The organism is Fontibacillus forbon, from assembly GCF_046559655.1.
Classification (GTDB): Bacteria; Bacillota; Bacilli; order Paenibacillales; family Paenibacillaceae; genus Fontibacillus.
This window is the reverse complement of sequence record NZ_JBKGFV010000003.1, coordinates 678933-705006: the sequence shown is the minus strand read 5'-3', so window position 1 is coordinate 705006 and position 26074 is coordinate 678933. Positions and strand designations below refer to the sequence as shown.

The window sequence follows — 26074 nt, the reverse complement described above, 5'->3', positions numbered from 1 at the left end:
CGAGCTCCCTTATGCGTTCTGTCCATGGCAGTGTTTGTATTTCTTGCCGCTGCCGCAAGGGCAAAGATCATTGCGCCCGATTTCCTCCCCGCGTTTCACGGGACGTTTCTCAGCCGGTTCGCCGCTGGTGGAGATTTTGTCCTCGTCCACGACAGCCTGACGTTCCTGATTGCTTTCCACTTGGGCTTTCATGATGTACATGGCCACTTCTTCCTGGATGCTGGCAATCATCTGATTGAACATCTCGTAGCCTTCGAACTGGTATTCGCGCAACGGATCCGTACCGCCATAAGCCCGAAGATGAATCCCTTGGCGCAATTGGTCCATCGCATCGATATGATCCATCCACTTGCTGTCAACCGAGCGGAGGGCGATTACTTTTTCAAACTCACGAACCATTTCCTCGCCGAGCGCCGCTTCGCGTGCATCATATTTTACCATGACGCGGTCAAAAATATGATCGATCATCTCGTTCGGCTCTTTACCCCACAAGTCGTCTTTCGTTATTGCGCCTTCGTCCAAAAGCTTGCTGTTAACATAGTCTGCGACTTCTTGCAGCTCCCAGTTCTCAGGAATGTCGTCGCTGGTATGCGCTTGGACCACCCGTTCAATGACCGGCTTGATCATATCCACGATGATTTGCTTGATATTTTCCGATTCCAGCAGTTCGCGGCGCTGTTTATAAATAATTTCCCGTTGTTGGTTCATGACATCGTCATATTGAAGGACGACTTTACGTACATCGAAGTTGTTGCCTTCCACCCGTTTTTGCGCGGATTCGATGGCACGCGAGATCATTTTGCTTTCGATCGGCTGATCTTCTTCAAAGCCCAAACGGTCCATCATGTTCAGGACGTTGTCGGCACCGAAACGCTTCATCAGTTCATCGCCCAAGGACAGATAGAACTGGGTCGACCCTGGGTCGCCCTGACGTCCGGCACGGCCGCGCAACTGGTTATCGATCCGGCGGGATTCATGCCGCTCCGTCCCGATAATGTGCAAACCGCCAATTGAGGATACGCCGTCCCCCAGCAAAATATCCGTACCGCGGCCCGCCATGTTGGTAGCGATCGTTACGGAACCCGGCTCACCCGCACGGGAAATGATCTCGGCCTCTTCAGCATGGTACTTCGCGTTAAGGACCTTATGCTGGACGCCTTTGCGCTTCAGCATTTCCGATACCAGTTCGGAGTTCTCGATCGATATCGTACCGACGAGTACCGGTTGGTTCAGCTTATGACGGTTGACGATTTCGTCCACCACGGCTTTGAATTTGCCTTCTTCGCTCTTATATACGACATCCGGCAAATCTTGGCGCTGGTTCGGCCGGTTGGTCGGCACCTGCAGCACTTCGAGGCCGTAAATTTTCTTGAATTCTTCTTCCTCGGTCTTGGCCGTACCGGTCATCCCGCCGAGTTTGCGATACATCCGGAAGTAGTTCTGGAACGTAATCGTAGCAAGGGTCATGGATTCGTTTTGAACCTCGATGCCTTCCTTCGCTTCGATCGCTTGGTGCAAACCATCGCTGTAACGACGGCCTTGCATAATCCGTCCCGTAAATTCATCGACGATCAATACTTCCTCTTCAGTCACCACGTAATCCACGTCGCGGCGCATAATTACGTTCGCTTTGAGCGCTTGCACCACATGGTGGTTCAGAGTAATGTGGCTTTGATCGTAGAGGTTCTCGATGCCGAATGCTTTCTCGGCTTTAGCCACCCCTTTTTCGGTAAGGGAAACTGCTTTAACCTTAATATCAACCGTATAGTCTTCTTCAGGAACCAGACGCTTCACAAACCGGTCTGCTGCATAATACAATTCGGTCGATTTCTGGGCTTGTCCGGAAATGATCAGCGGGGTACGAGCTTCGTCGATGAGGATGGAATCCACTTCGTCAATAATACAGAAGTAGAGCGGGCGTTGTACCATTTGTTCCTTATACAGCACCATATTATCGCGGAGGTAGTCAAAACCGAATTCATTGTTCGTTCCATAAGTAATATCGCAAGCATAAGCGGCCTGCTTCTCATCATGTTCCATGCCGTTCAGGTTGACACCGACGGTCATTCCGAGGAAGTTATAAATTTGTCCCATTTGCTGGCTGTCGCGCTGTGCCAAGTAATCATTGACGGTCACGACGTGAACGCCCTTGCCCAGAAGCGCATTCAAATAAACCGGCAGGGTCCCGACCAGGGTTTTACCTTCACCGGTTTTCATTTCGGCGATCCGGCCTTCGTGCAAGGCCATCCCTCCGACGAGCTGTACGTCAAAGTGACGCATGCCCAGCGTTCTCTTGGAGGCTTCTCTTACAGTCGCAAAAGCATCCGGAAGGAGCTCGTCCAGCGTTTCGCCCTTCTCGATCCGTTCCCGGAACTCGGCGGTTTTCGCTTGCAATTGCTCATCCGAAAGAGCTTCAAATTGTGGTTCCAATGTATTAATATAATCTACCGTCTTCATAAGACGTTTGACATCACGTTCGTTCGTGTCGCCAAAAATCTTCTTCATTAATCCCAGCATGGTTTACCCCTTTCACGCATAAACAGATGATTTGCCTAAATTGTAACAGTTTGTAAGGCATGCCGCAACACACGGCGTCACGGCCGGGGCCCTGTCAAAACCCCATCTATACGAATAAAGAGCCCTATCCGCGCGCGGATAAAGGCTCGTTCCTTTAACTTCAATTGCAAGAATTACCACTCTCATTCAAACAATATTCATTATTCTTTCTCGATCAGCCCGTATTTCCCGTCATTCCGTTTGTAAACTACGTTAATTTCCTGTGTGTCGATGTTGGAGAAAACGAAGAAATTATGACCAACCATGTTCATTTGCAAGATCGCTTCTTCCACATCCATCGGCTTCAAATTGAAGCGCTTGGTGCGGACCAGTTCCAAATCCTCGTCGGTGTCTTCCATCGTAGCCACATTGCCGTTACCGGCCGTATTCTCCACGAACAGCGTCTTCAGACTGCCCTCCTGGCGGAACTTGCGATTGATCTTGGTCTTGTGCTTGCGGATCTGACGTTCCAGCTTGTCCACGACCGCATCCATCGATGCGTACATATCATCGCTGCGATCCTCAGCTCGAAGCACAACGCCGGTAAGAGGAATCGTAACCTCTACCACGTGCAAGCCTCGTACGACACTCAAGGTGACGTAACCATCTGAGGTAAGGGGTGCATCAAAGTACTTATCAAGCCGGCTGAGCTTCTTGTCTACGTATTCTCTCAAGGCCTCAGTCACTTCAATTTGCTGTCCACGAATACTATAATTCATTGGGCACTCCTCCTTTGCTTTGCACCTTCATTATACCACAGATATTAGCCTAAAGTAAAAATTGTAAAGGGGAGGTAAAGGGCGGATTTGAAAACAAAAAAAGACCCCGGAATCGCGGGGTCTTTTTTATATTCTTGAATTAAATCAATTTCAATTAAAGTGGAGATACCGTTGGAGCCGGTTCAATTCCTGCAGCATAGTAATAATTCAATACGCTATAAAAATCAATCGTTTTGTTCGTGTTTAGGTCATACACCAGGATATGGTCCCAATTCATGTCTTCCGCATCCAGGGATCTCGGCGTTCTTTTGCCGAGCGTATCATAAAAACTGCTTTCGTAAATGTGATCCGGCCCGGATTGATAATAGGCTTCATGATGCATGAAACCCGTATTTTCCCCAACATAAAGTAAAATAGCTCTGCTTGAACTAGCGTAAGAAGAAGAATAACTTACCGGAACGGAAACCCCTGTAATTATCGGATTATATACTTTATGAGTACGGGATCTATAGCCACTTCCCCACGAGAAATAATATTCCCTCGTCCAGTCCAGGTTGGAATAAGCACTTCCGCTTTGCGAGTTATAGATAAATGTACCGTTGGAATAAAGGTCGCCATTTGAATAAGAGGCTAGAACCACATTTAAAGTATCTGAGTAATAAACGAGATTATTATAATTTGACGGATTAGCTGCATTCATACTAAGATTGTACGTCTCACCGACGCTTCCCCCAGAGTAGATCCGAAGCAAGTAGTCACCTGCAGGCAAATTTTTAAGAGCGATTTGTGTTTGGGCGTAGGCCCCAACGCTTGTAGGATAGGCTTGTCCGGTGTTCCAGTCGACTATATAGAGCTGGGCCAAATAATCAACATTGCTTGAAAGCAGCTTCAAAACCATGCTTCGGTCCGTATTCACGCTAAAGAAAATCATTTCCTCGGGATCGCCCACTTGAAGGGAGTCTGTAACATTCAGAATGGAGTCGGGCGTTTCATAAACCGCTTGGGTAACAAAAGGTCGCTCTACGGCAATCCCTTTCTTTTGTTCAACGTCAACTTGTTCGATGGTCGTAATGTCCTGCTGCAGACTTTCTAAAGACGGAGATTTAAGCGCCTGTAAACTTAATGAGCCAAATTCCTTTAGCGCGTTCTCCGGAATAACCGCTCCTGTGTACGCCTCATTCGCAGATGCCGCAGATCCAAACAACCCGATCACCATGATCAACATTAAAACAAAAGCCAACTTGCGATTTGCCCTCTTCATCATCATCTTCCCCTCTCATTGGTAAATTACTACAACGTCAAGCCTTTGTTACAAAACTATCAAAATCCAAATCATATAATAATAGTAATATATTTCCTTTCACTTTACAATATCTGGATGGTGATGGCATCAAAAAAAGACCCTGGAATTCCAGGGTCTGTTGCTAGCGAATCTTCAATTGTTAACCATCGTACCGTTATATGTAGGTCGCGGCTGTGCCGGGATGATTATAATTTGATTACGTTAGCGGCTTGCGGTCCACGAGCGCCTTCAACGATTTCGAACTCGACGGATTGTCCTTCTTCCAAAGTTTTGAAGCCTTCCGATTGGATTGCGGAGAAGTGTACGAAAACGTCGCCGCCCTCTTCAGTTTCGATGAAGCCATAACCCTTCTCTGCGTTGAACCATTTAACTTTACCTTGCATGCACTAACATTCCCTTCATTATCAAATAAGAGTGTGACCCTGTGACCAAGCCCACATTTCTGACTATACCACCCTAAGTTCTCCAGTGTCAATTACCAAGGATTAGGTTTTCCTGTAAAAATAATGTAAATCCTTGTCGAATGAAACTGATGGGGAGTTAGTAAGCAGTGGCAGGTAACAGCTGTAAACATTATTACCCTTTACCCCTGGATTTGAAACAATTTTTTATACGATTAAATTTTTACATATTTTATGAAACTAAATTATTCTACCGTTAATTTTACAAGGCCACTTGAATAATCTAAAGTGTACTGGCCTCTCTTTGTCCGTACTTCCATATTAGGCAAATAATAATCTTTCTGTGCTTCTGATTCATATTTCTCCATGACTAGATCCATAAACTTAAAAAAGTCCGCATCCATCCCATGTAAAGAATTTTTAAATGCCCCATTGTAAAGAGTAACATCATTAACAACATTTAATTTACAATTAGCGACGGAATTGCAGAAATTTATTTTTTCAAATATGCCAATTAGTTCGTCATGCACTCCATGAAAGCTAACAATTTTAGAATCATTACTAAAATCATTATACAAATCAATTAAATTTATTATCTCTTTATCTAAATTTAAATCAACTGCATAGTAACGTTTCATTAAGTTAATGGCTGGCACACTTCTATAGTTTTCCAGATATAGTGGTCTCAAATATGCAGAATTATCTATCACCATCGAGAACAAATTTGGAGCAAAACGGTTGCATAACCAAGCCAAATACCCTCCGTGAGAGTGGCCTTGGCATATCACTTTTCTCTTATTAAAAGAGATATTATTTTCTTTAAGAATTTCAATAATCATAAGAACTGCTGTTATGTTATCAATCATTTGCATTAATGACATATCATTGAAGTTTTCTAAAGATTCTTGCTTATCTTCAAGTTGCATAAATTCATATCCGAAATAATCACATTGTATACAAATCAAATTATACTTGTCGGCAATTTGACTTCGCATTTTCGTATACACTTTACTATTTGCATGACCACCATAACCACTAATAAAAATAATTAGACCCGTTTGATTATTCACTCCTTCAGACGGCTCTGAAAAATATATCTTCAAGTCCCTGTCAGTTCCACTGTATATATTTGGATGAGCCGGAACAGTTATGTTGTGTTGAATAGACAAACATCTCTCTCCTCAATTTATGATTTAACCCTGGAACAGGCAACTCATAATTCATTTATACTATATTGGTCTGAGAATCCTACGCGTTGCTCTAAAGCAACTAAGGCTAATAAACATTCTTTCATTACCAGGCACTCAGTCCACCATCTACCATAATGTTTTGACCGGTAACATAGCTGGATGCATCTGAAGCTAAATATAGTAATGCACCAACCATATCATGTTGGGAGGCCATTCTACCTAATGGGATACGCGCAGAGTATTTATTATAAAACTCATCATTTTGTCCGCTTTCCACTCCTCCTGGAGTGAGCGTATTTACTCGAATACCATACTTAGCCCAATAAGTAGCAAGATACTTAGTTAATGCAATAACCCCACCTTTGGATGCAGAGTATACAGCGGGTGAGGAGATCGGCTTACCCATATAGAAAGAACCTTCGTATATACGATGATCAGGAGCCATTGCCCCATATATAGAGGCTGTTTGAATAATACTGCCACCATTTCCTTGCTCTATCATCTGTTTACCAACTTCTTTAGCGACCAGGAAAAAACCATCCAAGTTAACCGACATTACTTCTCGCCATGTTTCTAAAGAATATTCCTCAAATGGTGCGAGAAATTGTTCCAAGTCTGAGGATTTACTAGCGGCATTATTGTGCAGAATGTCAACTTTTCCAAAGTGGGAAACAACCTGCTGAACCATCTTGGCAACCTCATCAGGCTGAGAAACATCGCAACCAACGCCTAATGCTTGACTATGGTATTTTTGTTCTAGTTCTGTTGCAAACTTAGCAACTTCGCGCTCATTTAAATCAACAACAGCAACGCTTGCACCGGACTCCGCTAAGCCTGAACAAAAATTTCGTCCCAATATCCCCAACGAACCCGTGACTATAGCAACTTTACCGGTAAGTCGGAACATTTCTTTATATGAAGTCATAATACTTTCTCCTTAAGTCGCTCCGCCATAATTATCTCAACAATTTTCCAGTCCAACTCACTATCTATATCAATCGATCGTTCCTCAGGCATCTCATAAAGAAGTGTCGTATCGTGAAAAACGGAATTAATTGAATTATTCATTAATACATCCCTTTTCCAAACATATATGGATGCGTTCATATCATAGCATTTGGGAGCATCTTGTCTTCTAACAATAGCGTTTGCTAAATTCTTTGAAAGATTAACATACCCTCTTGAATTTTGTTCAACCATATTAAAATAAGGCGATCGCCTAGAAAGCATTCCCGTAATAACATTAGATACATCATCAGGTCTATTCAACTCGATAGCCTTTATGATATCATCGGGCATTCTTAACGGGGAGGTTGCGTCTAAGTCTACTACTTCATGATATACACAATTTGTTAATCGTTCTATTTCCTGAACACAATGTCGAATTGCAGGCAATTTTGCTGAACTATCTGTGGCCATTTCCTCCGGTCTTAAAACCAGAAAGTCCGCTCCGTACTGTTTAGCTATATCCAATATCACTTGAGAATCGCTGCTAACAGCAATATAGTCAAATAAACCTGTCTCTTTCGCTTGTTGAATGCTGTATGCAATTAAAGGCTTCCCTAATAATACTCTTATATTTTTATTTGGAACCCCCTTTGATCCTCCTCTTGCGCAAATTGTGCAAATTCTATTCATTTTCAACCCATCCTTTACTTTGAGCAGAAACTTCAACAGCCTCTATTAATCTCATAACCTCAACCCCCTCCTCGAAAGAGCAAAGGTAGGTGCGATCGTCACTTAAGATAGCTTTATGTTGTTCAATATATGTGAAATCTCTTTCTACTGTTATTTCAAATATCTGGTCATCACATTGATATCTCCCGCCTACTAAATCTGCCTTGTAGGTGTGCTCATCCGTAACAACGATTAGCTCTCTTCTTCCGTATCGATCTAGATAGTTAATCTGAACTTGTATTAAAGGGCACTGGCTTGTCTCCATGGTAATTCCAAAAGTATCGTCACCGTTAATATCCAGGCTACTATAATGGCCACCTATTGAGCAAAGCCTCTTCCACGGTCCAAACATCCATGTTAAGTAATCTAACTCATGGCTAAGATCCCTTAGTACCCCCCCTCCTTCTTCAATATTTGAGGAATAGCTCAACTTATAATTTCTAGCTGGTCTCCAAGAGGGCAAATACTGCCCTGTGTAGGCTATTACAGAAATAATTTTTTGATCCTCAAGATCATGTTTTAGCTTTTGGAGAATAGGATGAAATCTAAGATTATATCCTACATAAATATCATTTCCGATTTCACGAAAAGTAGAGTTATAGCTCTTATGAAATAACGGCTTTTCTATTAGTAATTTGCCTTTCCACTGTTGATTTGTTAGTTCATTCAACATGTCAAAGTGTTTACTAGTTTTATTGGCTATAATAATATACTGGGGCTCAAATAATTCTAAAGCCTTGAAAATGTCAGAATAAGCCGTCGGAAATCGAACGGCTCTCTGGCTTACCACCCCAGTATCAATATTTAGATCTTGCAACAGCCTTGCATGCCTTTCTCCAATTGAACCATATCCAATAACTAAGGCTCTCACTTAAAAACCTCCGCGTATTCACCGTTTGCTCTATTGAAATCATCCACTTTCCCAATATCTAACCAATATTCGTGTATAGGAAAGGCAGTAGTTGGATGATTGTCACCCATAATCGAATCAAACAGAGTTGGCATATCATAGAATGTATTGCTAGGAATGTAGGATATGACCTCAGGGTTCAAAATGTAAATACCGCCACTTACAAAATATCTAAAAATAGGCTTTTCCTCTATCGAACGAAGCTTATTTTGCTCCACCTTAACCACCCCATAGGGCACTTGATATTCATACTCGCGTACACACATGGTTGCGAGTGAATTGTTCTCTTCATGAAACTGCAAAGCATGTTGAAAATTTATTTTGGTTAATAGGTCCCCATTCATTACAAAGAAAGGGGAATCTGGAATTTCAGGTATTAAACTCAAAGCCCCAGCCGTACCTAATCTTTTATTTTCTCGTATATATCGTACCTCCACTCCCCATCTAGAGCCATCACCAAAATAGTCCATGATCATTTCAGCTTTGTAGTTAACGCTAATATAAAATTTGTAAAAACCATTAGATATAAAGTTTTCTAAAATTAATTCAAGTATAGGCTTACTACCGACCCTTAGTAGGGGTTTCGGACAATTCTTAGTCAAGTCCCCCAAACGAGAGCCGAGCCCGCCAGCCATAAGAACAACCCAGTTATCTCTCTTTCTACTCATAATAAGTTCATTGAGAAGTTCTAACCCAACGGTTCTTCCGTAATGATCTACTATTGGAATCTGCCGAAGATTGCTAATTTGCATTTTTGTTAAAACAGATTCTCTATCCTCATTTAAAGTAGCAGTAAGCGGTCTTGAATTCATAACTAAGTTGACTTCCTGTTGAAGATTTATACCACTAAGCAAGCCTCTTCTTATATCTCCATCAGTAACCGTTCCCAACAAGCGGTAATCTAAATCTACTATTAATGCGATCTGAACAGCACCACGATCGATAACTTCCATCGCCTCAATAATCTTCGCTTCCGGTGCTATGAATAAATGTTGAATATTTCTCATATGGTCACCTCTTTTGCTGGAAATCCATAGACCATTGTACTCTCTCTGACGTCTCTCAAAACTAACGATCCTGCTCCAATAACTGAATTTCCCCCAACTTGAATGCCTTCAATTAAAGTTGCACCCGCGCCAATATGCACATGTTCTCCTATTTTACATGTCCCACAAACTATGGCACCTGGAGAAATATGCGAATGCACATCAACCGTACAGTCATGTTCTACGACAGCTCGAGTGTTAATTATTACATTATCATTTAATGATGCATTTGCCTGAACAACACTTGCAGCCATAATTTGAACACCTTCACCAATGAGTGCGCTCGATGCAACTACACTAGATTCATGAATTAATGTTGCAAATGAATATCCATGTTCTTTAAATTTCTGATACAAATCTCTTCTTAAAGAATTAAAGGCAACTTTTCCAATCCCGTTTACTAGCATTACCTCATCGGGAGAATAACTAAATATATCATTATCGGATCCCATATATCTCAAATTGCTAGCAAAACTTTCTGACGCCTCTACTGCGGTGTACCCTATACAAGAGCGTCCTTGTCGAAGTAACAATTCCAAACATACCTTTGCATGGCCGCCTCCACCCAACAAAATTAAAGGTAATTCGCTCATTTTATTAAGTCATCCGGTTCATAGGATTGATCTGAACAACGTCCAAGCAGTGACCAGTAAACAGACGGAGGCAATCCATTTCCTGGCCTTTTTACTGTTAAATTATCTTCACTGAATACCTCACCCTTAACAATGGCCTTTGCAGCAACTACACTTTTTCGTGCCGCTTCCATATTCTTCAATTCGCTAAACGCTGGAATTTTGATGGACAATCCAAGCGCTTGCTCTACATTGCGTATTTTACGTATCATTTCTGCCAGTTCATCCGGCTCGATAGAAGCTTTGTGATCTGGACCTTCCATATTTTTATTCAATGTGAAGTGTTTCTCGATGATTTTTGCACCCATTGCAACAGCAGCAACTGAGATTTCAGATCCAATTGTATGATCGGAATAACCTACTTCGAGTCCAAAAGCCTGCTGTATTGTCAACATTTTGTTCAAATGCACATCATTAAACTGAGTAGGATACTCTGTTGTACAATGCAATAAAGTTACTTTTGCCTTTATAGCTGCTTGTCCTTCTTTAGAGAAGTATGCCTGCTGCATTTCCTTAATTGAGGGAATTTTATTTTTAACTGTATAACCAAAAGCAATGGCTTCTAACGCCTCTTCTAAAGTACCCAAAGTTGAAATGCCGCTCGAGAGAATAATATTGGCATCCGTAAGAGCTGCCTCATAAAGTAAAGGTAAATTAGTTATATCTCCTGAAGAAATCTTCAGTGTTCTTAATCCCAATTGACCAGTCAAAAATTTCAAGCTTTCTATATCAAAAGGTGTTGACAAAAACTCAATTCCCTCTTTTTTTGCATAATTAAAGAGTTCGATGTGGTCATTATAACTCAACTCAAGTTTTTTAAGCATCTGCAGTTGAGATTCCTCTGAATGCGTAGTTTTTTTCTGGTATTCAGCTTTCTCTGCATTTCTACTAACTAACTCAGAAGAATTGAAAGTTTGAAATTTAATTGCATTTGCACCTGCTTTTGCAGCCTCGGTAATCAACTGTTTTGCTAAATCTAATGACCCATTATGATTAACCCCCGCTTCAGCAATAATGTAGACTTGCCTTTCGCTCATGATTCCCCCTCCTTTCGATATCCTTAGTTCTAATCTGAATTAATATCATAAAATTGCTTGCGTAATAAATCTTTAAAATTTGATTGTTTTAAAATATTTTTAATTTGAGGAGAAGTATTACCAACTCCATAAACACTATTTTGGGGATTCAAGCACATTTTAAATTGATCTGACAAAGAATATTGAACAGCCTGAACGATTTCTTCGCATTGTTCTCCACAGTCTATAATTGTAGGTCCCTTTATTCGACCAGTTTGTCTAGATCCAATATTTACAGTCGGTTTATTAAATACAGGCACCTCTATAATGCCGCTAGATGAGTTGCCAATCACTACATCAACATGCTTAATCGCACTTAAATATCTTAATTGTCCCAAAGAAAGAAATGAAACTGCTCTATGTTTATTACGCTGAACATACTCATCTATTCTCCGTGAGATAATTCTCCCATCAGTGTCAGAATTTGGTTTTGTAAAGATGATAGAAGCTTCAGGAAATTGATCTAAAGCCCCCAAAAGCTCTGTAATTAAATTATCGGAATTTGAGGCGGACAATGTTACAGGATGATAGGTTATCAAAAAATTTTGCTTGCCGAGTTTAAATTCTATCGATTCCTGGAAAGATTTTCGGTCAAGCAATTTCAAATTTACAATATTATCAATTCCGATCGCACCAACATCATATACGCGTTCAGGGCTTTCTCCTAATTGAATAACCCTGTTTCGATATACAGAGGTAGAGACAAAATGTAGATGAGCCATTTTAGTAATAGAATGTCTTATTGACTCATCAATGGCTCCCTCAGTAACTTCGCCGCCATGAATATGAGCTATTGGAATAGAGTGTACCATTGCCGCTTGTGCTGCTACCATGATTTCATAACGGTCTCCTAACAGGACTAAAATATCCGGATGAAGACGGGATAGCGCATCAGCAAATCCTATCAAGCCAAGCCCCATAGATTTAACTATTGCTGTTGCAGTATCGGAAGACAGGAGCATTTCCACTTTCTCGTCAATAGTAAATCCGTCTTTTTCGATCTCCTTATAAGTCAAACCGAATTCTGGAGATAAATGCATCCCCGTAACAATTATTTGAAGAGATAAATCCAGATCATTAGCAATTTCTTTTATGAGTGGGTATAAAAGACCATATTCAGCCCTAGAACCGGTAACAATGCAAATTGTTTTTGGCATTATTACTCACTCCCCATCTTAAAAAAATTCAAAAGAGAAGGGCTACTAGGTATGTTAATCAAACTTCCTTCGATTTCTTCAGTAACTTCTAAACTCATTTTTGGACAATTTTTATATATCTCTAAATTATGCATCGCTGTCCATGTAGGACGAGTCATAATTCCTATATCGTTTGTTTTTTCCAAAATAGAATCCCTGAGTTCCAGATTCGATTCGCTAAGTCGGATGGCATTTAACCAGTAGTTACTATTTGTAAATTGTGGTTCACTTACAAATGAAATTCCTTTCACTTGGCTCAATCTTTCATTATACAGGCCAGCCAATTTTCTTTTCATATAAAGAAATTCCGGCAATTGCTCCAACTGAGCACATCCTAAAGCAGCATTTAGATTCGGCAACCGATAATTATAACCTGCTTCATCATGATTAAAAAGCCAACGATGCGGGACTTTAGCGGTAGTTGTTAAATGCTTGGCTCTTTTTGCCCATTTCGGGTTATTAGTTAGAATAGCCCCTCCTCCGCCCGTTGTAACTATTTTATTACCGTTAAAACTTAATGCCGCAATTTGTCCAAAAGTCCCTGTATGCTTACCTTTATAATAAGAACCTAAGGATTCAGCAGCGTCTTCCACTAAATTTAACCTATAAAACTCACAAACGTCCAGTAGGCTTTCTAAATCGACTGGATGCCCAAAAGTATGCATGGGTACAACAGCAATGATTCTACGCCCAGTCAATCTGTTGTACAAGAATCCATCCTGCTTTATTAATGAAATCTCACGCAGATAATCTGAGAGCTTTTGAGGATCCAGGCCCAAGGTATCGCGTGATATATCTACCAAATGTGGGATCGCTCCACAATAAGTGACTGCATTCGCAGTAGCTACAAAGGTTAAAGAAGGGATCAGCACCTCATCATTAGGCTGAACCCCTGCTATTAAAAGAGATATATGCAGCGCAGCCGTACCATTCACGACTGCAACTGCATAAGGTGACTCCGTAAAACTTGCCAGATCCCTTTCAAACCGATCTACGTAACTTCCAACAGAAGATACCCATCCTGAATCTAAACATTCCTTAACATATTTCCATTCATTACCAGATAAATTCGGCTCATGAAGAGCAATATTTCCCTTCCTATCTTTAAAAATATCGTCCAAGATAGAAACAATCTCATCTGACGTTTGAGTTTTATCCATAATGTATTCTCCGTTCAGATATTATATTGATTCACCTTATACTGTGCTAAATTCGATGGATTTGTGAACCAATCTACAGTCTTAGCGATTCCTCTTTTAAATCCATCCTCACCTGCAAAATTAGGCTTCCATCCGACTAATCTCATTGCTTTATTATTATCCGCCCATAAGCGTTCTACTTCACTTTTTTCGGGTCTAATTCTTGTATCTTCACTAATTATTTCAACACTTTTTCCCATCACTTCTGAAATGACCTTTACAGTCTCACCTATCGATATCTCAAAGTTACTTCCAATGTTAATAACTTCCCCTATACTTGAATCAGCTTCTAGTACAGATAAAAAGCCAGAAACAGTGTCTTGCACAAAGTTAAAATCTCTTGTAGGAGAAGTGGCACCAAGCTTGATTTGATCCATACCGGATGCTATTTGAGTAATAATTGTAGGAATAACCGCTCTCGCCGATTGCCTAGGTCCATAAGTATTGAATGGCCGGATAACACTAACTGGAGTTTCAAAAGAACGATAAAAGGACAAAGCCATTTGATCCGCTCCGATTTTTGACGCAGAGTACGGGGACTGTCCCTGTAAAGGGTGTTCCTCATTAATTGGGATATACATAGCAGTACCATATACTTCGCTTGTAGAAGTATGAACAACTTTAGAAATCTCCAAATCTTTAGCTGCCTGTAATACATTTAATGTACCTTTAATGTTTGTATCTACATAAGTATCTGGAGAATGATAAGAATAAGGAATAGCAATTAAAGCAGCTAAATGCAAAATCGCGTCACAACCTTTTGCCGCAGTTCTTACTCCATAGGGGTCCCGAATATCTCCAGAAAAAACCTCGATTTGACGTTTAACATCTTCAGAACAGCTGTCAAGCCACCCCCAAGAGTTAAACGAGTTATAACATACAAAAGCTCGGACATCGTACCCTGCCGCAACCAAAGCTTCCGTTAAATGAGACCCTATGAAGCCATCCGCACCAGTTACAAGTATTTTTTTAAACTTTTGAGCCATGTTTGCCTCCATAGATTAAAGGTTTGATATTTTTTCTAAAGTCTCTAAAGTATTTGAAAAGTTTTCAGCAGTAGTTCGTGTTAATTCAATTAATTCAGGGTTAAACTTTTTAAATTGAAAAATCAAATTACCTAAATGTTTAATTATTAAGTTACCCTTTTCAAATGAATTTGTGGCTTCTACAATTTGAGGAATAAACCGTTTGTATACATTAAGATGCTGTTCCAATGCATAGCTATAAAATATAGTGAATACCTCTTGCTTAGTTATCCAGCCCCATATTTTGTTTATTTCAGTCAAAGCTTTGTCTGTTTGAGTTATGTTTTTTCTTGAAATCGCCTTGTCGAGTTTTTCAAAAACATCAATAAGTTTTTTGATTTTCAAGTCCATTTTATCGATCTTATTTGTTAACTTCTGTAGCTTCCCGACCAATTCATTAGTTTTATCAAGTTTTTCATTGGCTGAAATAGGAGTAATCCGATTCAATATATTAAAATCATAGGAGGGTAACTGCAACAATTTAGGGGCTAAATCATCCATAGCGGCCCAATTAGTTCCTTTGATTACCGCTCCCTTTTTTGAAGTATTTGTAAATTTAACTCCTTCCAGAGACATTAACGCGACCAAGACCTGTATATCCTTAAGCAGTACTTGCATGCTTCCGATGGTTCTGTTTTTTCCACCCTCTACGTTATCCACCCATTCATTAGCCTTGGTAATAGTTAACGACTTTTTCTCCTCAGAGACATGGTTAACACCAGGAGCATAATATTCATCATCAGAATATGACAAGTCCTGCCCCATCAATATAATCTCTGTGATTCCTAAATAGGCAGCTATCTGTATTGCAGTTCCTGTTACGGTTGAGGTTGAATAAAATGCCGGAATTTTACTTTCCGTGTCTATTAAATATTCGATCACCGTATCGTTTGTAAATTTCAGACTATATAAATCCCCACAATATTCCTGCAGGATTTTATTGTTAATCTGCGTACCGAATAGTAAAGGGACTTTCAAGCCAGATATATTTTTAAAAACCTCATAGTTAGCCAAACTTCCATCTATACCAACAACAAAATGAGGCGTTAGCCCATAATGTTTTAAAGCTTGAATACTAGATCCTGCCGCAATAATCAAGCATTTGTCCTTTAAATGATGCAAATAATGAATATCTTTTTTTAATGATGGACCTGAACCTACAATAATGGCTCTAACATCTTTACCTTCAAATATATTACCTAACTCGCCGATAGATGGATTCTCCAACAAATAAAGAAGATTATTAAAGGTATTTTTAAGCCAAGTAGATTGGTATACATGCGCAGTCTGAATATTTGAAGCTTGGCTTAACAATAAGTCTCTAATTTTAGATTCTAAATCTTCAAGTATTGAAGGGTATAGTCTTCTATACACTGGGGGATAGATACATGAAAAAGATTCAGAAACCTGTGTGGAGACGTTCCCTGCTATCTGTAAGGTTAGTATTTCATTATCTCCTACTGCAAACATTCGAATTCTGGGATCCGCTAAAAATGAACGTATATCTTTTGTATTTAAAAGTTCTCGGAATATACTAATACTCGGCTCAACAATATAAATATCAGTCGCTGTAGTTGTTGCAAGAAATTCATCGGTATAGTAACCTAGCCCAAGTCCGAATAAAAGTATATGTTTGTTTGTCTCAAGTAATTCCTTATTTTGATCAACCCACTTTATTGCCTCATCTTTGGCATTATATCTACTGTGAAGAATATATGATTTTTCCTTTTGAGTAATTTTTAAATTTGGTTCATTGCTTTTTGTGTATACTAGTTCATGACTCTCTTTAGCAGAAACATCACCTTCTAGCGCATCAAGTAAGCCTGGATAATTTTTAGTTATATATTCTATATTTAGATTATATACGCTCATTTCTATGACTCCTTATTCGTTCTCTCCAACAATTGTTCCAGTCGGGGAATCAAATCGTATCTTATAATATCTGCAACTAGAACATAATCCTTTACTTCAAGTGCTTGCTCTAATTCTTCAATAGGCGCCTCAAGTTCAAGAGAATTTAAATTATACCTGTCATGATCACTTGTTAACAAGTTTAAAAATTGAATAGATTGTACAATCCAGCTCAATCCTTCAATAAACTTAGAAAATTCTGCCCACTGTTCCTCAGTAACCTCGCTATAAAAATGATCAGCAATATCTAAGGTTGCAGGGATAAATCGATCTAGATATTCATTTAATGATATACGTGTTTCTTCTATACTTTCTTTTTTAGAAAGTGACTTTATATTGATTTCCATAATATTGTGATAATTATTTACTATAACCTGCTCGTAATTATCAAAAATACTTTGTCCATCGATTTCTACACAATAAATTAGGCGTCCAGCATTGTATAGTTCCGAAGCAGCCTTATTCCACCAATTGTTTATAACGTTAATATCCCTCTCTAGTGTTCTTTCTTCTGCCTTATCAATAGATACCTTCATTCGCTTATCACACCTTCAATATCTTCTTTATTTACAATATCGGCTTATTTAAACTATTTCATTACATTGTCCAGAGACAAAATAAAAAAGGGTTTCCCGGAAGGGAAACCCTTTTCTTTGTAAAGAGGAATAATTATCCGAGCAGTTTAAGAACTGCTTGAGGTGCAGAGTTAGCTTGAGCCAACATAGCTGTACCAGCTTGAACCAAAATTTGATTCTTAGTGAATGCAGTCATTTCAGTAGCCATGTCTGCATCCTTAATACGGGAGTTAGCAGCAGAAAGGTTTTCGGAAGTTACTCCCAAGCTGTTAATGGTGTGTTCCAAACGGTTTTGGTATGCACCCAAGTTAGCGCGGTTTGTGGAAACCTTGGAAATTGCAGATTTAATCTTAGCAAGTGCAGAAGCTGCTTTTGTTTGCGTAGATACAGAGATTGCAGAAATCCCCAAAGCACTTACTTGATTGGAACTCAATGTTACTGTCAGAGTTTCTGAAGCAGTAACACCGATTTGGAATTTCACGCTACCGGAAGATTTCAGCAAGTTAACTCCGTTGAAGTTAGAGTTTTGTGTAATTCTATTAATCTCATTTTGCAGCTGTTTAAGTTCTTTTTGCAGGTTGCCACGGTCTTCATTTTGGTAAGTACCGTTCGCTGCTTGGTTAGCCAGCGTGTTCATGCGTTGCAGCATGGAGTGAACTTCAGTCAAGTCACCTTCAGCCGTTTGCAAGAGAGAGATCCCGTCTTGAGCATTACGTTGAGCTTGGTTCAAACCGTTGATTTGGTAGCTCATTTTCTCGGAGATTGCCAGACCCGCTGCATCGTCAGCAGCGCGGTTGATCCGGTAGCCGGAAGACAATTTTTCCATTGTCTTGCTCATTTGAGTATTGTTGAAGCTCAGGTTACGGTTAGCGTTAATTGCGCCAACGTTAGTGTTAATAAACATTCCCATCGTAATCATCCTCCATGATTTGGTTTAAATTGGCTACATCCTTGTGGCCTAATTACTATATCGGACAGAAGATAATGTTTTTTTAGCCTCTTTACATTTTTTTAGAGAAAAATATTATTTTTTTTCATCCAAATATAATGGGATTTGATCATTTCGCTGTATACCAAAATAGGCATTTAGGACCTTACGCTGATTATTGACATTCAACATACTTGAGCCAGTTTGCTCAGCGTTTATGTTTAACCCAATTCTCAATTGCTCGAGATTATCCTCGATTTCCCGAAGAATATCTATTCGCCATGCTTCATCCCCGGCCTCCTGTTCGAAATCTCTGTCGGTCAGAGTTTGATCCAACTTATTGATATCCCGAGTGCATATATTCCAAACCCTAAGCAACTTTTGAAAGCGAGGAATATCTTGTGCGGTATCTTCCTCCACCTCATTAAGATATGCTAACAGCTTTTTGGAATTATCCAACAGTTTTTCGTAGAGAGACTTTCGCTGCATTGACAGCTCATCAATTTCCAAGGGTTCCTCTCTTTCCGATTTCCTCCCAGGCCGACTTTAACTCCTCAAGCATCCCAATCACTTCATCTAAAGGAGATGTAAGTTTCTTAATATTTGCTTCCATCAAACGATCGATTATATAGAAATATAAGCTTTTGAGATTCCTGGCCAGTTCCCCACCTTGTTTTGTGTCTAAGGAAGAAATCAATTCATAAACAATATTTTGCGCCCTTTGTACATAATTATTGGTATCGGCGATATTATTTTGCTCAATTGCCTGTTTAGCTTTCGTGGAAAACTGGACAGCACCATTGTATAACATTAAAGTTAGTCTATGGGGTGAAGCAGTTTCATATTTGTTTTTTTGATAAGTCTGATATGCTGAAAAATTAGGCGATGCCAATTGGACCATCTCCAGTTATTATGATGATGAGGATGACTTGTTAAGAGCGGCTAACTGATTTGTAATCCAACTCTTTTGATTGTTTAGGCTAGACATAACGACTTCCAAATTAACATACTTTTTCTTCAAGGCAGCTTCTTTCAAATCCAAGCGATCACTCATACCCTGAATCTGTTCATTCAAGAATGAGATTTCTGAATCATACCCCTTAATTTTGGAAGTAATGATCCCATTGACACTATCGGTCCACTCTTTCAAGTTTTCTTTAAATATCGTTGCTATCCCATTGATACCTTCAGTCGTTCCGTCATCTTTTATGGTAGCAACACTTTTAAACATTTTTTCGACAAGGACTGGGTTTTCAATCATCTTCTCCTTGAATTTTGCTTTGTCAAAAGTAATATTCCCGGTCATCAAGGAAGCAGAAGTTACACCTTTGTCAATCTCCAAACCAATATCCGAAAACAATTTAAATCCGGTAGTATCTCCTACAATCTTATTTGCCATATCTCCGAGTTGAGTTCGCAAAGAGCGAAGCATAGGGTCACCTTGCAGAGTCAACGAAAGACTTCCATCCTCATTTTCGGTCGATTTCGGAGTGTTTTCTTTAATTGTATTAATAATATCATTATAGGCTTTAACAAAAGTCTCCACTTTAGCGGCAATGCCATCCACGTCCTGCTCGACCTTAACGGTAGTAGCACCTGTATTGCTTAAAGTTAATGTGACCCCAGGTATGGCATCCTTAACCTTATTGGTTGAGCTGTAAACGTCTAATCCGTTAACCACAAGGTGTGCATCCTTTGCCGCCTGTTTCTCAGCAAATCCCCAGGAAGCATTAGTATCAAATGTAATCTTGTTAGCCTCGCCGTACTCTTTAGCCGTTAATACTAAAGCTCTCTGCCCATTTGAAGTTTGAATTACCGAAGCTTGAACTCCCCCATTTTCTAACCCATTAATCTCATTTGCAATTATTCCGAGCGCTTCTCCTATCGTTTTTCCGGAAAGATCCAGCTCTGTAAGATCTATATTTTGTCCATTAACAGTAAGTTGTGTAGGAAGTCCACTAGAATCATAAGCTGCAGATGCATCGAAAGATTTACTGGCCACCACTTGTTTTTGAGCCATGGAATTAATAATCACCGAATATTCGCCGCTAACTGCCGTACTTTCGGCAACAGCTGATAGCTTGGTTGCATCCGAGGTGGTGGCTTTGCTCAGTTGGAAACTGCCCAAATCTGATAAAGCTATGGAAGCATCTTTTAAAGCATTAAGTTTGTTTTGAATTGATTTAAAAACATTTTGATACGCTGTTGTTATCTCCTTCTTAGTTTCGAGGCGATTCAGCGGGACTTTCTCCTGAGCCATAATCGCTTTAATATAGTCACCCGACTTAAAACCTGATGCCAGTCCGTCAAAGCTAATAGACATAATTAACCCATCCTTCCATTACATTTTTTTGTCAATAAACATACCTATCATTTCCTTCATCTTAATAGATAGATCTATTAAAAATTCTGGCGGAAGACTGGATAGAACTTCCTGCGTCTTCGAATCAATAATTTCCACATAAAGCTCTTTGGCTTCCTCGTTGTACTTAAACTTTAATTCTTTGCCGGTCGACGCAATCGATTCATTCAATTTTTCGGCTTGTTTTTCGAGTTCTTCTTGTTGTTCTTTGAGGAGCTTCTGTGATTTTAGCTCGTTAATATTCGAACTGTTTCCGCTTAACGACGGAACTGACTTCTTTATTCCCAATTCCTGCGATCTAAAAGGGTCTGAAAAATTTACATCCGGTCTGTTCAAGTTAATATTCATCCTTTAACCCACCTATCTAAAATGATTTACATTTTAAAATTTTTCAGCAGGGTAAGGATTTGTTCTTGTTGTAATTGGCTTGTTTGTTCCTTAGCTGCCAAATTCTCGGCAACAATACCTTCATATAATTCTTGTCTTAAAATCTGCACATCTTTCGGGGCTAAAAAACCAAGCTTAATTTGGTCTCCTTCAATACCCAGAACCTGTACTTGGATGTCATTTCCGATCATCACGGTCTCACCGATTTTCCGCCTCAGCACCAGCATTAAGCTTCCCCCTTCTGTACCAACGGATACCGTACAGGAAACTCCCGGTCTTTGATAATATATTGGCATCCTTTCTGGGAAAGTGGAGAGAGGAGAATCGGGGCCATCAAGTTAACGTAAAGCTTATCCTGATTGATGTTTACGATCAGCATCACACCAACATCCTCCGGTGATTTCAGTTCAAGAAAGCTGATAGTTTCATCGGAAATATGAAAACTGTATTCTTCCACAGTCTGATGCGATGGCAACAAAATAAAGCTGACTTCTCCTTCAAGTGCGTGAAGAACAAAAAAAGGAGTACCCTCCATGGGAAGCAAGGCATACTGTCGAATGTCGGGAATACCAAGTATTCCCGAATCAAACAGATAGATTTGGCTATTTTCCACTTCTAGCAATCCATATGCCTCGCTATGTATTGTCATCATTTTGGAAGGACCCCTCTCGGATCAACTGAAATTTCAGGCGGATATATGCGAAAATCAATTACGACGCCTTGATGCGGAATTGCCTCAACCGTAATCTCTTTTTGTCCATTACTCATATATCGGTCATGCGCGATGCGTCCAAATACATTTTTCTCGCCTGCAGCTATATTCATCATGCGGTCACCTTCTTGAGCTTTAATAGCTACATTTTGAATTGCTTTAGCCTTGGCTTGCTGTTCCAGTTCTTTTCCTAAAGTTTCTGGTCGTTTCAATTCCATATCGTTATATACGCTTGTCCAGTCCGTATCCATTTGGGCTGATTTCATTGAAATTGTTATTTCAGGGGGACGATAGATCCCCCAATCGCGAGGCAGCATTGATTGAATGCCTGTCATGTTCCCCCTCCTCCACCTTCAGCATCAGACTTTTATCTCAGGAAATCGACAAGCGAGGTCTGCATGATTCTTGCTCCTGTCGAGAGCGCTGCCTGCAATACCGTTTCCTTAGACTTCAAATCAATAATCGCGGAAGGGACATCGACATCCGCTACATGCGCACGCTGTTCCTTCAAACTGACCTGATCATCGGTTATCCGGTTTTCCATAAGTTCAAATCGATTCATCCGGGCTCCAATTTCCGCCCAGCTTATCGATAAACGATCCGCCGAAACGTCAATTTTTTCTAATGCCGCACTAATTTCTGCACGATTATCATTATCTAATGCATTAGCCAAATCATCCAACACTTTAAAAACATTGTCTGTTCCAGCTTCTCCGAATACAACCTCCCCTGTAATGCTCACAGGTACTTTTACGGAAGGACTTACATTCAGATAAAACAACCCTGGATCCGTATTTTCGTTGGCTGCACCTCCAACAGTGTAGGGCGGCTGATCGGTCTTTTGTCCGTTAAACAGATATCTCCCGTTATATGTGCTATTACCAATTGTCACCATTTGTTCTTTCAATTGTTTAATTTCCGCAGAAATGGTTTTTCTCTGTTCCAGATCATAAGTGCCATTGGCAGCCTGCATTGTCAAAGTACGAGCACGTTTCAGTACGTCGCTGGCTTGTTGAAGCAGTGAATCCATTGTTTTTAAAATTTCAGAACCCGTCTGGGCATTCATCAAGAATTCCTCGCTGCGGGCAAGATCCGTATCATAACGCATCTGATATCCGGTCCCGATCGGATCGTCACTCGGCCTACTAATTTTTTGGCCTGTAGCGAGCTGTTGCTGTCCAGTGGTCATTGCTGTATTGATATTTCGTAAATTTTTTAATAGTTGAATGTTTTGCATCATACCTGTTACGCGCATGAATGAACCTCCTTCATGAGTCTGAGCTTAAGTCAGATTTGTGTCCTATAATCCTACCCGACCCATTTGATTAATAACCCGTTCTAGCATTTCGTCAACTGTGGTCATGTTGCGGGCAGCCGCATTATACGCTTGCTGAAAGCGAATCATATCCGCCAGTTCCTCATCCATGGAAACCCCGCTCACCGATTGACGCTGTATTTGCAAGTTATCGGTCATGGTTTGTTCATTCAGGTAATTGCGTTCCGTATTACTAGCACGAATCCCCAGATCAGCCGTTAAACCGCGGAAATAGTCATCCGTCGTGCCTTGAGACATGGAGGTCAGGGAATCAGGGAAGGTAAAAATAGCGTCTCTTAGACTGGCCAACGCATTGGCAACATCGCTATTCCCGCGGATTACTTTATTCACGCCATTCACAGTCTCATACTGCGATGAAGCTGCAATTTTATTGGTATCCGCCAAAATCTCCGAATTTACCTGAATGCTATCAATAGTGAAATCTCCCGTAGTGGACGTAAAAAAGGGAATACCGGAGGAAGTTGGTTCAGTTAACGTGTACCCTAATTGATGAAGACCATTAAAGCCATTTACCATAACTTCCATAGGTGAGGTAATCTTCGATCCGGCAGGAATGGAACCGCCGGCAGGAATTACTCCCATCCCATCCACAGTAACATCGTTTAAAGCCACCATATTATTAGAAGTAACGTAGCCATTATTTAATGTAACCTTAATTTCCCCGGTGACAAGTGTGCTTACCAAACCATTTAATTGATTGCGAATTAAATCGGTCTCTTGAAGAGACTGGACGTAACCGTGGAGTTGCCCCGCCGTAGCCGTAGCGGCATTCGCTGCGGCTAGCGCTGTAACGTTCTCGCCATCAAGCACATTCACGCCTGCAGCAGTGATGTTAACCATGCCGTTCTCATCCTCGGCATACTGGACATCGACTATTGTCGAAAGCTTATCCAGCAACAAATCTCTTTGATCCCGATAGTCGTTCGCACTATCTCCAAAACTTTCGTTGTCCCGGATCAGTACATTTAATCTCGCTATATTATTTACGATATTATTGGCTTCAAGTACTTTTTTATCAATGTTGTTATTCACATCGCTTGACAGGTTGCTCAAGGATTCACTAATATGTTTCAGCGTGTCCACCAAATTACTAGCTGCTCCAGCAACGGCTACACGGGCACTGAGCAAGGACGGGTCCCGATTCAGGGTTTCCCAAGAATTCCAGAAGTCATCCATTACAGCGCTAAGGCCGCTTCCCGAAGGTTCGTTTAAAATATTCTGAATTGCGGTCATACTGGAGTTTATGATCTCCCATGAACCAAGTAACTGATTCTCTCGCCGAAATTGAGTATCCAAAAAACTATCTCTGATCCGAGTAATGCTGGTATACTCAACACCTGTTCCCAATTGCCCCGGTTGCTGGCTCTTCGTCATTCCCATGGACCAAATCGGATTAGCTTCTCTCAAATTTACCCGTTGACGGCTATACCCCTCTGTATTGGCATTTGCGATATTGTGCCCTAGCGTTTGCATCGATACGGTATTTACAAACAAAGCGCGTTTGCTTGTCTCTATGCCATGAAAAGTGGAGGTCATCTTCAATTCCCCTTTTTACGAATCTTTTGATTATGCTCTAGTATCAAAAATACTTCTATGCGCAGGCTTCCTATCTTGACTCGTAGGGGGGGAATAAATTGGCCCGTCATCTTCCCCGCCAATCATCAAATTTAAAGAAAAATCGATAAAAGAAAGCGACTGCGTAATCAGTTCCTGGTTTAATTCATTAACTTGCTTTAACTCAATCAAGCGGTTTCCCAGTTTTTTCCTAGTTTCATCCAGCATCCGTTTTTCTTCAGGGTCGAATACAAGTCGTAGAATTTCCGATATTGTCAGCTCAAGCTGGGACTTGATGCCCTTGGAATGCAAAAATTCCTGTGCCAACCCTAAAAGTTCCTTCTCGCATTCTTCAATGGCTTTTACCATTTTCGATTCAAGAGACAAGGTACTCATCAATTCTTCATAGTTACGGTTAAGAATAGTCTGTTTCTTCTGCTCCATAATTTCCAACAGATTGGCATGAAGTCCTTCCATTTTCAGCAGACCGTCAATTAATACTTGAACTTCCATAGCCGCCCCCTATTTATCGGTAAAAGACTTGAAGTACGGAAGAAGCTTATCTGCCAGCTTGCCTGCATCCACATGGTAAGTTCCTGAAGAAACTTGGGATTTCAATTCCTCAATCCGTCCGGCTCGGGCTGGATCCTGGGTGCTCTCCTGGGCTTTCAGCAATTCCATTCCCTCCGTCGAGATGGACACTTCGTCCTTCCGGCGGGTTTTATTGTCCGAGTCTTTGCGTTGCGATTCGATTTGTCGTTGATAGTTATTTATGGCTCCGATCCGTCCGGTGTCATTAATTTTCATGGGCTCCACCTTTCCCTCCAAATAAAAAAGCCGATATTCTTTACTAAGTTTATCGGCGTGTGTTGAATCATATTTAATAGCGAACCATTGGATTATAAAGAATATTATGCCAAGTTTTAAGTAATTTTAGCGCACAGGGCCTCGGAATTTGTCGACAACGCCATAAGCGCCTCCGCCGCGTCCCTCTTCACCGTCGTTATTTTTTCCCGCCGACTCTTCTTTGGCAGCAGCCGTCAAATCGCGGGTAAGGCGTCCCCGGCAGTTATCGCACATGTTGCCGTCGCGAATAAGAACACCGCACACTTCGCACGGATACATCATATTCGGATTGTTGGCAATTGAGATCCGGCCTTCTCTGATAAATTTGGTGATTTGCCGAATCGAAACCTCCGTAGCATCTGAGACTTCCTGAATCGTAGCGGTCTTCTCTTCGCGCAAATATTTAAGGCACTTCTCATACTCCAGTTCGATATCCTTCATGCAGGCTGGACAAATGTCTCTAAAGTTTTTGGCAAAAAGTTTCCCGCAGCGAGGGCAATTCCCAAGATTCATCTCCATAGTAAAGATGCTCG

Annotated in this window: 29 protein-coding genes; all 29 read right to left on the bottom strand. The window is 40.6% G+C overall.

The window, feature by feature from the left end; genetic code table 11:
* Positions 1 to 9: 9 nt before the first annotated feature.
* Positions 10 to 2517: a preprotein translocase subunit SecA gene (secA, locus tag ACLB09_RS15245; RefSeq protein ID WP_410770680.1), complete on the bottom strand. Its 2508-nt coding sequence runs from the start codon at positions 2515 to 2517 to the stop codon at positions 10 to 12.
* 200 nt (positions 2518 to 2717) lie between these two features.
* Entirely contained in the window at positions 2718 to 3275 is a 558-nt protein-coding gene (hpf, locus tag ACLB09_RS15240; RefSeq protein WP_410770679.1) for a ribosome hibernation-promoting factor, HPF/YfiA family, read from the bottom strand.
* A gap of 154 nt (positions 3276 to 3429) precedes the next feature.
* Positions 3430 to 4536: a hypothetical protein gene (locus tag ACLB09_RS15235; RefSeq protein WP_410770678.1), complete on the bottom strand. Its 1107-nt coding sequence runs from the start codon at positions 4534 to 4536 to the stop codon at positions 3430 to 3432.
* Positions 4537 to 4763: 227 nt separating this feature from the next.
* Complete coding sequence (locus tag ACLB09_RS15230; RefSeq protein ID WP_007132290.1) at positions 4764 to 4961, bottom strand: cold-shock protein; 198 nt, start codon at positions 4959 to 4961, stop codon at positions 4764 to 4766.
* Between the two features lie 263 nt (positions 4962 to 5224).
* On the bottom strand, positions 5225 to 6148 hold the full coding sequence (locus tag ACLB09_RS15225; RefSeq protein ID WP_410770677.1) for a DUF2920 family protein: 924 nt from the start codon (positions 6146 to 6148) through the stop codon (positions 5225 to 5227).
* A 124-nt stretch (positions 6149 to 6272) separates the two neighbouring features.
* Positions 6273 to 7094, bottom strand: a complete 822-nt coding sequence (locus ACLB09_RS15220; RefSeq protein WP_410770676.1) for an SDR family oxidoreductase — start codon at positions 7092 to 7094, stop codon at positions 6273 to 6275.
* Positions 7091 to 7807, bottom strand: coding sequence for an acylneuraminate cytidylyltransferase family protein (locus tag ACLB09_RS15215; protein ID WP_410770675.1), 717 nt, complete (start codon positions 7805 to 7807; stop codon positions 7091 to 7093). The genes ACLB09_RS15220 and ACLB09_RS15215 overlap by 4 nt, the downstream gene beginning before the upstream one ends.
* Positions 7800 to 8717: a Gfo/Idh/MocA family protein gene (locus ACLB09_RS15210; RefSeq protein WP_410770674.1), complete on the bottom strand. Its 918-nt coding sequence runs from the start codon at positions 8715 to 8717 to the stop codon at positions 7800 to 7802. Before ACLB09_RS15210 ends, ACLB09_RS15215 begins: the two co-directional genes overlap by 8 nt.
* Complete coding sequence (locus tag ACLB09_RS15205) at positions 8714 to 9763, bottom strand: nucleotidyltransferase family protein (RefSeq protein ID WP_410770673.1); 1050 nt, start codon at positions 9761 to 9763, stop codon at positions 8714 to 8716. Before ACLB09_RS15205 ends, ACLB09_RS15210 begins: the two co-directional genes overlap by 4 nt.
* Positions 9760 to 10395, bottom strand: coding sequence for an acetyltransferase (locus ACLB09_RS15200; RefSeq protein WP_410770672.1), 636 nt, complete (start codon positions 10393 to 10395; stop codon positions 9760 to 9762). Before ACLB09_RS15200 ends, ACLB09_RS15205 begins: the two co-directional genes overlap by 4 nt.
* A complete protein-coding gene (gene neuB, locus ACLB09_RS15195) occupies positions 10392 to 11471 on the bottom strand; it encodes an N-acetylneuraminate synthase (RefSeq protein ID WP_410770671.1) in 1080 nt (359 codons plus the stop codon). Before neuB ends, ACLB09_RS15200 begins: the two co-directional genes overlap by 4 nt.
* Positions 11472 to 11500: 29 nt before the next feature.
* Positions 11501 to 12667: a UDP-N-acetylglucosamine 2-epimerase gene (neuC, locus tag ACLB09_RS15190; protein WP_410770670.1), complete on the bottom strand. Its 1167-nt coding sequence runs from the start codon at positions 12665 to 12667 to the stop codon at positions 11501 to 11503.
* 2 nt (positions 12668 to 12669) lie between these two features.
* Positions 12670 to 13866, bottom strand: a complete 1197-nt coding sequence (locus tag ACLB09_RS15185; RefSeq protein ID WP_410770669.1) for a LegC family aminotransferase — start codon at positions 13864 to 13866, stop codon at positions 12670 to 12672.
* A 14-nt stretch (positions 13867 to 13880) separates the two neighbouring features.
* Entirely contained in the window at positions 13881 to 14891 is a 1011-nt protein-coding gene (locus tag ACLB09_RS15180) for an NAD-dependent 4,6-dehydratase LegB (RefSeq protein WP_410770668.1), read from the bottom strand.
* 15 nt (positions 14892 to 14906) lie between these two features.
* Entirely contained in the window at positions 14907 to 16802 is a 1896-nt protein-coding gene (locus ACLB09_RS15175; RefSeq protein ID WP_410770667.1) for a motility associated factor glycosyltransferase family protein, read from the bottom strand.
* A 2-nt stretch (positions 16803 to 16804) separates the two neighbouring features.
* On the bottom strand, positions 16805 to 17377 hold the full coding sequence (locus ACLB09_RS15170) for a hypothetical protein (RefSeq protein ID WP_410770666.1): 573 nt from the start codon (positions 17375 to 17377) through the stop codon (positions 16805 to 16807).
* Positions 17378 to 17510: 133 nt separating this feature from the next.
* On the bottom strand, positions 17511 to 18326 hold the full coding sequence (locus ACLB09_RS15165; RefSeq protein WP_410770665.1) for a flagellin N-terminal helical domain-containing protein: 816 nt from the start codon (positions 18324 to 18326) through the stop codon (positions 17511 to 17513).
* 114 nt (positions 18327 to 18440) lie between these two features.
* On the bottom strand, positions 18441 to 18854 hold the full coding sequence (locus tag ACLB09_RS15160) for a hypothetical protein (RefSeq protein ID WP_410770664.1): 414 nt from the start codon (positions 18852 to 18854) through the stop codon (positions 18441 to 18443).
* A complete protein-coding gene (gene fliS, locus ACLB09_RS15155) occupies positions 18844 to 19236 on the bottom strand; it encodes a flagellar export chaperone FliS (protein ID WP_410770663.1) in 393 nt (130 codons plus the stop codon). Before fliS ends, ACLB09_RS15160 begins: the two co-directional genes overlap by 11 nt.
* Positions 19237 to 19254: 18 nt before the next feature.
* On the bottom strand, positions 19255 to 20667 hold the full coding sequence (fliD, locus tag ACLB09_RS15150; RefSeq protein WP_410770662.1) for a flagellar filament capping protein FliD: 1413 nt from the start codon (positions 20665 to 20667) through the stop codon (positions 19255 to 19257).
* A gap of 18 nt (positions 20668 to 20685) precedes the next feature.
* Positions 20686 to 21054 carry a flagellar protein FlaG gene (locus ACLB09_RS15145; RefSeq protein ID WP_410770661.1) on the bottom strand — a complete coding sequence of 123 codons (369 nt, stop codon included), beginning with the start codon at positions 21052 to 21054 and terminating at the stop codon, positions 20686 to 20688.
* Positions 21055 to 21080: 26 nt separating this feature from the next.
* Positions 21081 to 21320, bottom strand: coding sequence for a carbon storage regulator CsrA (gene csrA / locus ACLB09_RS15140; RefSeq protein WP_410770660.1), 240 nt, complete (start codon positions 21318 to 21320; stop codon positions 21081 to 21083).
* Positions 21320 to 21745, bottom strand: a complete 426-nt coding sequence (gene fliW, locus ACLB09_RS15135) for a flagellar assembly protein FliW (protein ID WP_410770659.1) — start codon at positions 21743 to 21745, stop codon at positions 21320 to 21322. The genes csrA and fliW overlap by 1 nt, the downstream gene beginning before the upstream one ends.
* On the bottom strand, positions 21742 to 22140 hold the full coding sequence (locus ACLB09_RS15130; RefSeq protein ID WP_410770658.1) for a DUF6470 family protein: 399 nt from the start codon (positions 22138 to 22140) through the stop codon (positions 21742 to 21744). Before ACLB09_RS15130 ends, fliW begins: the two co-directional genes overlap by 4 nt.
* Before the next feature lie 32 nt (positions 22141 to 22172).
* Positions 22173 to 23060 (bottom strand): flagellar hook-associated protein FlgL, encoded by an 888-nt coding sequence (flgL, locus tag ACLB09_RS15125; RefSeq protein WP_410770657.1) that lies wholly within the window; start codon positions 23058 to 23060, stop codon positions 22173 to 22175.
* Between the two features lie 45 nt (positions 23061 to 23105).
* Positions 23106 to 24677: a flagellar hook-associated protein FlgK gene (gene flgK, locus ACLB09_RS15120; protein ID WP_410770656.1), complete on the bottom strand. Its 1572-nt coding sequence runs from the start codon at positions 24675 to 24677 to the stop codon at positions 23106 to 23108.
* Positions 24678 to 24707: 30 nt separating this feature from the next.
* Positions 24708 to 25208, bottom strand: coding sequence for a flagellar protein FlgN (locus ACLB09_RS15115; RefSeq protein ID WP_410770655.1), 501 nt, complete (start codon positions 25206 to 25208; stop codon positions 24708 to 24710).
* A 9-nt stretch (positions 25209 to 25217) separates the two neighbouring features.
* Complete coding sequence (flgM, locus tag ACLB09_RS15110; RefSeq protein WP_410770654.1) at positions 25218 to 25502, bottom strand: flagellar biosynthesis anti-sigma factor FlgM; 285 nt, start codon at positions 25500 to 25502, stop codon at positions 25218 to 25220.
* A gap of 126 nt (positions 25503 to 25628) precedes the next feature.
* Positions 25629 to 26054 carry a TIGR03826 family flagellar region protein gene (locus ACLB09_RS15105; RefSeq protein WP_410770787.1) on the bottom strand — a complete coding sequence of 142 codons (426 nt, stop codon included), beginning with the start codon at positions 26052 to 26054 and terminating at the stop codon, positions 25629 to 25631.
* Positions 26055 to 26074: the final 20 nt, after the last annotated feature.